1 protein-coding gene is annotated in these 1064 nt (G+C 31.3%); it reads right to left on the bottom strand.

Annotated features, from left to right (window positions below; translation table 11 throughout):
* Positions 1-129: 129 nt before the first annotated feature.
* The gene (locus K8344_RS13910; RefSeq protein WP_237609281.1) at positions 130-1038 is read right to left on the bottom strand and encodes an alpha/beta hydrolase family protein; all 909 of its coding nucleotides are present in this window, start codon (positions 1036-1038) and stop codon (positions 130-132) included.
* Positions 1039-1064 lie beyond the last annotated feature (26 nt).

Genomic DNA, 1064 nt, shown 5'->3' with positions numbered 1-1064 from the left:
ACAAGCCAAATCTTTTGCATTTTGTTTTATATTTTGTTCTAAAAGCCAAATCAAAAGATTTGGCGACCTCGCAAATACGCCTGAAACATTGAGTTTAGCACTTACTTGCCCTATTTTTTTTATACATTGTTACCTGTAGTTTTTCAGCCGTTTGTTGAACCAATCTATTACTAAATCATTTAGTTCACTTTTCTTTTCGGTAAAGTAATGGTCTGTGTCGAATTTTCTTAATTCAAAATCATATTTCACTTCTTTTAACTTGTCAGCAATTTTGTCCGCTTGTTCAGGATTTACTCTTTTGTCATTAGATCCACACAAAATTAAAAGACTGCTACTTTTGTTTAATTCGTTTGCCCAATAAATTGCTGAACGTTTTTTTAATTCCGATTCTTTATTTTCATAATAATTTGGAACACATTCCGCAATAACATTAGATTCCATTTTAGGTCTGTCAGAAATTATTCCAAATAAATCAGTTGGTCCATTTCCAATAATAGCAGTTTTTATTTTATCGGATTTTTGCAGTGCCAAATATGTCATCATTCCTCCTCGGGACCAACCAAACATTCCTATAGAATTAGAATCGGCTTTCTCAATTTCTTTTACGGTTTCGGTCAAATTAAGAACGTCATTTATTTCTAAACCTCCGAATTCGTCGTTTTCTCGATAGTTACTTCCGATTATTACATAACCTTGTTCGGCTAATTTTGAAGTATACATTATTAAAGTTCCGATAGTCAATTTGCCAAAATCTCTATTTCCACCTCGATTAAAAATTACAACTGGAAATTTTCCTTCTTTTTTTGGCTCAACAATTATTCCTCGAACTTTTAAGCTGTCACTTTGATAAGTAATAAAATAAAAATCCAACTTTTTTAAATGCTCAAAATCTGAATGTAATTGGTTGTCTTGAGAAATCCTTTCCCAAATCGGTGTTTGGGAAATATCCACTAATTCCTTTGACAGTATTTTTCCATTTTGTGCAAATCCCAAACTTGTAAAAAGTAAGAAAAATATTGATGTTAAAAATCTGTTCATAGGTTTTCTTCAAATTACAGGTAACG

Origin of the sequence: Aequorivita xiaoshiensis, from assembly GCF_022008395.1 — a bacterium.
GTDB lineage: Bacteria > Bacteroidota > Bacteroidia > Flavobacteriales > Flavobacteriaceae > Aequorivita > Aequorivita xiaoshiensis.
The sequence above is the reverse complement of the archived record's forward strand: the minus strand, read 5'-3'. Positions and strand labels throughout refer to the sequence as shown.

Excerpts from the sequence above, each read along its gene's own strand:
- K8344_RS13910 (WP_237609281.1), bottom strand. The coding sequence starts at position 1,038 with ATGAACAGATTTTTAACATCAATATTTTTCTTACTTTTTACAAGTTTG.